The organism is Bacillus sp. REN3 (assembly GCF_017912555.1).
In the GTDB taxonomy this organism is placed as follows: Bacteria; Bacillota; Bacilli; order Bacillales; family Cytobacillaceae; genus Mesobacillus.
The window spans coordinates 1-7,355 of sequence record NZ_JAERSD010000046.1 but is presented as its reverse complement, the minus strand read 5'-3'; the positions used below and the strand labels follow the sequence as shown (position 1 = coordinate 7,355).

Genomic DNA, 7,355 nt, shown 5'->3' with positions numbered 1-7,355 from the left:
CGTTAAGCTAACCACTACTACTGCCTTCATGGCTCGGGACTTACACCCTATAGACTGCACCCATGCCGGGCGCACATTAAGAAAAGACCAGACAAATAATTATCTGGTCTTTTTTACCTTAATACATTCGAAAGAAAGATAGACAAAAAAAGGATTTTAACAAGTCATTAGAGAGACAGGTCATAAGGTAAACTAAGGGAGTTTTCCCTAACAAGTATTTGATTCAACTTCTAAAGACGATACCCTTTTTTTCTCTTTAAAATTTCTTAGGTTTTTGCTTGGGATTAATTTTTTTACCTTTCCTTTTTCCACTTATCATACAGTGCTTTTGCTAAACCTTCTTTATCACTTTCGAAATTAGATATCCATTTCTCTTCACTAATATTATTAAGCCATTCCTTTAAATCACTAATCTTGGAGTTTTCGAAGTCTCCATTAGTTGCTCTCCATGATTTGCCTAATCTATCGGCTGCGAATCTAGGAACCCCTAACATTGATAAGGCTGCACTTTCTTTGGTATTAACCCCAAAATATATAAACGATGGTATTAAAGAATTGTTTGAAGTAAATTCTTCTTTTCCATTTACTATTCCATTTGCTCTTAACATAGCAGCCAGTCCCCAAGAGAGGTTATTAGTTAAATTTCCATATATATATTTTCCGCAATGCTGTATTCTCTCATCTATTGTATCCTTGAAGTGTATATGTTTTTCAGCAATTTCTCGTAAGGATTTACCAGTAACCCAATCTTTTGTAATTTCAGAAACAAGTTTAGAATTAAAATCTCCACCTTGTTTATAAAGGCCCAAGTTTATCTCGGGAATATTATTTATTAACTCAACATATTCTTCCAAACTGTTGTCATCATAACTAAAAATCTTATTTAAATTAAACTCTACGTTTAGTTTAGACATTCTTCCAATTAAGTATTTCATACTTACACTGGACAACCCAGAGCCATCAATTGATTGCATTAATTTTTTCTTGTTAAAATCTTTTGATATATGATGCTGGTATTTTCTCGTGATATTTATTAGTTTCTTAGCTGATTTCTCTTTCCCTACATTAAGTAACTGATGATAGACCAAACTACCTCGAACAACGTCTTCCACTTCAATATCTTCTTCTATATATAGAATATGATAAATATATTGTAAGAGATTTGTGAATCCTGCTGATTTCCTTAGTAACCCAAAGTTAAAATCGTCATCTTCATTATACAAATCTAAAGTGTCTAGTAATGAAGATAATACTTCATTATTTTTATTGGATAGGTAGTTGGTGAACTGTTTTTCATCACTTTCTTTCTCATGAATTGCCAAAATGTGCCCTTCTTTATCATTCAATGCACGCCCTGCCCGACCTGCTATGTTCCAGAATTCTGCGCTGGTCATAGATCGGGAAAATGTACCCTCGGGCACATGCATAGATTGAAATACAACTGTTGAAATAGGGAAATTCATCCCTTGTGCTAAGGTTGTAGTTGCTGAAATAACTGTGATTAACCTATTTGCAACCGCTTCTTCTATCTCTTCTCTGATTATTAACGGAAGAGATGAATGGTGATATGCACATCCTCTTTCTATTGCTTTATACAATAATGAATCTTTACCTAACTCCACTTCAGTTAAATTCAAAAGAGACTTTAACTTATTAAGAGATTCTCTATCTAATTTTTCTCTTGAATCAACGCAAACCTTAGCAAAGGATTCCGCACTCAACCTAGTTGAACAAAGGATCAATACTCCACCAATTTTCTCATACACTTTTGCTACTTCAAATGCTTTTTGAACTTTAGTTAATTTTCTTGTACTATGGTGAATTTTAAAACTAAATTCTCTATCATACATCGTATTTAAACTAGAAGGTAAGTAATTAACCACTCCATTGTGGTCTCCTCTTCCTAATGTTTCTAGTTTATATAATCCAGTAAATTGTTGTGAGGGTCTCCAATCTACTAATATGTCATGCCCCCTACTATCACCTAGCCATTTCGCTATTTCTGCTGCATTACTTATAAAAGGACTTAACAATAGTACTCTTAAATTCCTGTTTTCTCTCCTTAAATTTGAAAGAAGGAGTTCTAACCTAGAACCTCGACCACCATCTGCAATACTATGCGCTTCGTCTACTACAACTAATCTCAATTTTTCAACAGATGGATGGTTATTTCTTAGTAAAATATCTAACTTTTCAGGAGTAGTAATAAGTACATCTGTGTCTTGCAATAATATCTCTTCTTCAAGAGAATCTATATCTGCAAATGGAATAGCAATATCTACATTTATATTTAATTCCTTAAAATCATTTCTTAAATCTTTTCTCACTTGATTAACTAACGCACGTGTAGGGACAATGTAAGCAATTTTTGCATCGTGATACAAATTTAAAGTTTGAAGAATATAAAACTTAGATAGTAATGTTTTACCTGCACTTGTTGGCATCTGAACAATCAAAGCAGTCTTATTTAGGTCAAATAAATTCTGTTTAAGTGCCCCCTGTTGCGATGGCCATAAGTCAAAAACTGGCTTATTATTGTTTTCATTTGTTAAAAATTCTATATACTGATCTACTTTTTCAGATAAACCATATGAATTGGTCCATAATGAACTTTGAACCATCTTTATTAACCCTAACTCAAAAAGTTTTAAAGAAATTTTTCTAGATGGTTTATTTGAAGTTGCTGTTAAATCAATTGCATCACTACAAAGTCTTACAATCACTTTTTCAATGTTTTCTGGCTTTCCTTTTAATATGTATTTTGAATACTCTTCAATTGCTTCTAATATGTTTATTTGACTTGCTAGCCAACTTATTGAGGGATATGGATTTTCCTTTTCAGATAATGTATTAAGGAAATTTTCTTCTTCGCTTTCCCTCTTTTCTTTGATGTATTCCATAATATCTTGAGTAAACTTAATATCTTCCCAACCATTTAGTTTACGAAGAAGAATAAGAAATAACAATTTATTAATATTCTCAAGATAGATATCCCAACGTTCAGTTTTAATTTTGTTATAAACTTCGTAAAAATTTTCTTCTTTTAATATCATTCGCACTTCAGCAGTAGACTCACTGAGTAATCCTGATATACTTAAGTTAAAAAGTTGTTCTATATACTCATAAGTTGCTTTTGGTTTTTTATTGAACCAAACAGTTTTACTAATATCGTAACCTTTTTTGTTTAAAGAAAGGGAATGTTCTTTTGAGAGATGATCTAATTTGGAGCCAGTACTTTGATAAAGAAATGCAAGAAATTCAGACATAGAATGGGATTTTTGCTCTTTTGTATCTACACTGAGCCTAGAAGATAGATCATACTCTGTCCAATCTGATAGTATCTCTTTGGTTTTGTTTATATCTCTTATTCTATTTATTTGCTTTTCCCAAACTAACTGTGTCATCTCTACCATTCCTTAATATCTCATATATTTCATCTGAAAACTTTACTAAATCATAATCAAGAGCAACTATATAGTATTTTATTGCCGCACATTCTATTTCGTAATTATCTGTCTTAAATTTACCGTAGTCATCTTCAGACCAGTGTTCTCTTCTCCTTAAAAGAAAAGGAACAACCACAATTTGTTTTTTTAGTTCTTCTAATTGACTATTGTCATTTTCTTCAATTATTGATATAACATTTGCTACTACTGCTATAAATTCTGTATCGTCTAATATATCAAATGCACTTGCCAGAGATTTTTTTAATCTTAAGTCTATGTTAACTACACTTTTTAATGCAGAAAACATGCTATCTGCTTTTTGATGGACGGTAGCAGGTGGACTGTTTTTATCGTCCGATGCTTTAACCTCTGCTGCGACAATATAATCCAAGGCTAACCCTTCGCTATCTTCCTTAAAGATAAAACCAAAACCATCTATACCCCTTTTAGGCATGTCGGGATCGTCTTCATTTATGCTATATCTATATGGAAATTTAACTTTTTCTTTCTTCGATAGAATGTCCCTTGCTAATATCTCTGGTAATTTACTTCTCGTATTCTTAAGCCAGATTCGTTTAGGGGAAACACTCTTTGACGGGTCAGGTGTATTATGTTTTTTAAGGAAGTTCATAATTGCTTTTGTTTTGTCATTTGATACATTTTTAAGTTTTTCCTCAATTAAATCACTATCTAGCCCATACTCTTTTTCCAAAACTGGGATGATATAATCTAAAAATTTCTCTTTATCTTTTGGGTATTCAAGTTCTATAGTTGAATATAAATGTGGGTCTGCTTCATGTAAAGAAATTACTTTTGAATAAGGATAATCCATTTAATCCACCTACACTTTTTTCTCTTCATATTGTTTCGTGAATAATAATAAATTTACCTGCAGTTATTTTAACAGTTCTACCAAATTTTCTAGTAAATTCATGTCCTAGTTCTAAGGTTATAGATAAAATTGGAAAATGTCTACAGTTTAAGAAAACAACTACAACTAAAAATAGATACATATAATAACTACTAGTTAGAAATAATAAAAAGACAGGTTAAATAACTGCTACACCAAATAAAAAATACACAGGGATTATATATTATTCTTTGACTTATCCATCTTATTAGTTCTTTATTTTTACACAAATGGCAAAGACTCTTAATGTTTCGTACTGGGATGCAAAAGTCCCCGAATATGAAATTCGAACTTAAATCCGCATAATGAGTTGTGATTGGCAAACTTGTATTTAGTTTTTGTTTTTCTCATAAGCAGAATTAATTTGTTCTCGAACAGTGTCATTTTTATTCTTAGTAAATAAAAGCATATCATATTGCTCCATCGCTTTTACAAAATTGAATACATAGGTTTCAAAACATACTTTTCTCCCTTTAATAAACATATACTGATCAACCTTGTCCATCGAATTGAAATTAGAAATCATTAGGGGATGCTCAGGAGATAAAAAAGAAAGAAGTTCATCTTGTTTAAACTCTTCACTTTGCCACACACGCCACGTCCCTGCAGCCGAATATATATGTCCGTTGTTTAATATCATATCAAGTTCTCGCACATATCGTATTGGATGACCGTTAACAGAATATCCATTAAAGAGTCTATTTCCAAAAACTATACAAGTATGTATACTGCGAGGATTATCTGGAATGCTCAAGCCTTTCAGGTACTTCTTTCTAAACGCTTTATCCATAAACGCAGCTTTGCAATGATCAAGTTGTTTTGTTGCCTTGTTGATATGTTCAACACTTGCTCGCATTTCAAAATTACTTGTTGGATTTAATGGAGATTTGCATTCGATAATAATAATATCTTGATCAGATATCACTAAAATATCGACTTCTCCGTTCTGACCACAGAAAGAGAATTTTTTGTTAGAGAACACACGATATTCCTGATGCCTTTCAGAAAAAATCCGCACACACTCTTGAACTAATGTCTCCCGATCATCTTGGTTAACAAGTTGATTTTTTGCTAAGTAGGAATACGCTATACAATTTCTTAGTAAATTTGATTTAGTTACAAGGGAATTTGAAAAAAACAATCCACCAGAAGCTTCGATGAAAGGAGTATACTGTAAATCTAGTTTTATATCTTTTTTATAGGTAAAGAGTTGAAGAAGTTCCTCTGCTTTGACTCGTTCTCCCATGAAAACTGTAAGTATGTCAATTAATCCCTCGTATTGAAAATGTGGTACCAGCGATCTAATTTTCTTATTCCAATCTTTTTGATTAAAAAGGATTTTACTTGCTATAAGGTTCATTAAAGAAAAAAATCTTTGGAAGAATACTACATCATTTAAAGTACAGTTGTTAGTGATTTTCTTTTCACAAGCATCTTCAAAATTCATGATCATCTCTCTGGCATTGTGAGCAATAGATAGCACTTCTTCTTTAAAAAATTTACCTTGATACATTTCCGGATTCTGAAAGAGATCAAATAGAGGTTCAGGAAATTCAAAACGGTATCTTGATAATGCCCCCGTTCCTACTTCCTTTACCAAATGTTCTCCTAGTTTGTCTTTTATATAACCTCCTATTTCGGATAATGACATATTCTCTTCTGAATGTTTTATATTTTCATGATAAAAAAGCTGCTCTTGCATTTCACGCCTAACATAGCCTAATCTAATACTCTTTTCAAACAATTCTGTGTCATCGAAAATTAGGAGATTTCTTTCAATTGACTTTACGTTATAGTTAAAATAATCAATGCATATTTCCCACTCTTGCAGTTGATTAACTTTGCAAGCAATCAAAATTATTTCTTCAATTTCATCAGATAAAACGTATTGAGCCGAAACAGTATAATGGCTATCGCTTTTAATACCAATAGTTGCGTTATACAAATAAATGATATATGAAATACCATCGCTGATTTCTTCATGTCCATATCCTTCTAATTTATTCTTATTAATATACTCATACGAGCGACTATTTAAATAAAACATTGCATCAGCATAGGCAAGAAGTTCTTTAAACAATGCTTCTTCAACGAGTGCTTTGCCATTACGGGTTCTTCTTCGATTTCGATGATGCTCTTTAATATATTTGATCAATTCCTCTTCGCTTTTTTTATAAAAATCAAACATCCACGATAACATAAGCTTTTTATCAATAAATTGTTTGGTATTATCGGAATAGGATATTAGTGTGTAAAGTTCTTTTATTTTTCTTAAGAGAAATTCAGCGCGGTTAGTTTTAAATCCCCATGCTTTGTATCTAAAGACACCTTTTTTCCTTGCCTCTTCAACGGCTTCGTCTGGATACCAAATAGAATAAGTTAAGATGACACAAAATATGAAATGATCATCAAACTTGCGAAACTCACTTAATTTTTTTAACAGGAAACGCTTATCATTCTTGGATAAATCCTGTTTTTTCTGTTTTATTGATTTAATAATTTGGTCATTAAACAAATGCTCAAAAGGAAGCTCGTTTAAGTAATTCAGTACTTCTTTAATAATCATTTTCACAACGCCTTTAAAATTTTATTGGTAATATATTCTAATATACCATACCAATTTTATATCCTAGTAGTTATACTCATTCGTTAAGAAAAGGTGCTGCCCCATCTTTACCTTATTTTCAGTTTGTTGACTAGTGCATCTTAGATACTCTCCACTGTAATCTTAATGAATGTTTTAATAATTCGTGTTCACATGAGATGAAACTTCTATTTACAACCAAGGATCTTGTTTAGGGAGTTACCATTGCTAATAGTCAGCTTTTCAAGGAAGATTATGCCAGGAGCGATTCATGACATCTTTGTCCAAAATACGTTGCCGTCAATGTAGATACAGTTCACTGTAGTTATTTAAGAGGCAATCGAGTAGGAGGGGGTGACTAACCCCCGACCTCTCACACCACCGTACGTACCGTTCGGTATACGGCGGTTCAATT

General features: G+C 32.1%; 3 protein-coding genes. All 3 read right to left on the bottom strand.

The genetic code is table 11. The features are described 5' to 3' along the window. Positions 1–293: 293 nt before the first annotated feature. Entirely contained in the window at positions 294–3,404 is a 3,111-nt protein-coding gene (locus JJQ88_RS20820) for a DEAD/DEAH box helicase (protein WP_210367959.1), read from the bottom strand. Then, positions 3,370–4,278: a hypothetical protein gene (locus JJQ88_RS20815; RefSeq protein WP_210367958.1), complete on the bottom strand. Its 909-nt coding sequence runs from the start codon at positions 4,276–4,278 to the stop codon at positions 3,370–3,372. Before JJQ88_RS20815 ends, JJQ88_RS20820 begins: the two co-directional genes overlap by 35 nt. Before the next feature lie 409 nt (positions 4,279–4,687). Next, a complete protein-coding gene (locus JJQ88_RS20810; RefSeq protein WP_210367957.1) occupies positions 4,688–6,922 on the bottom strand; it encodes a nuclease-related domain-containing protein in 2,235 nt (744 codons plus the stop codon). Positions 6,923–7,355: the final 433 nt, after the last annotated feature.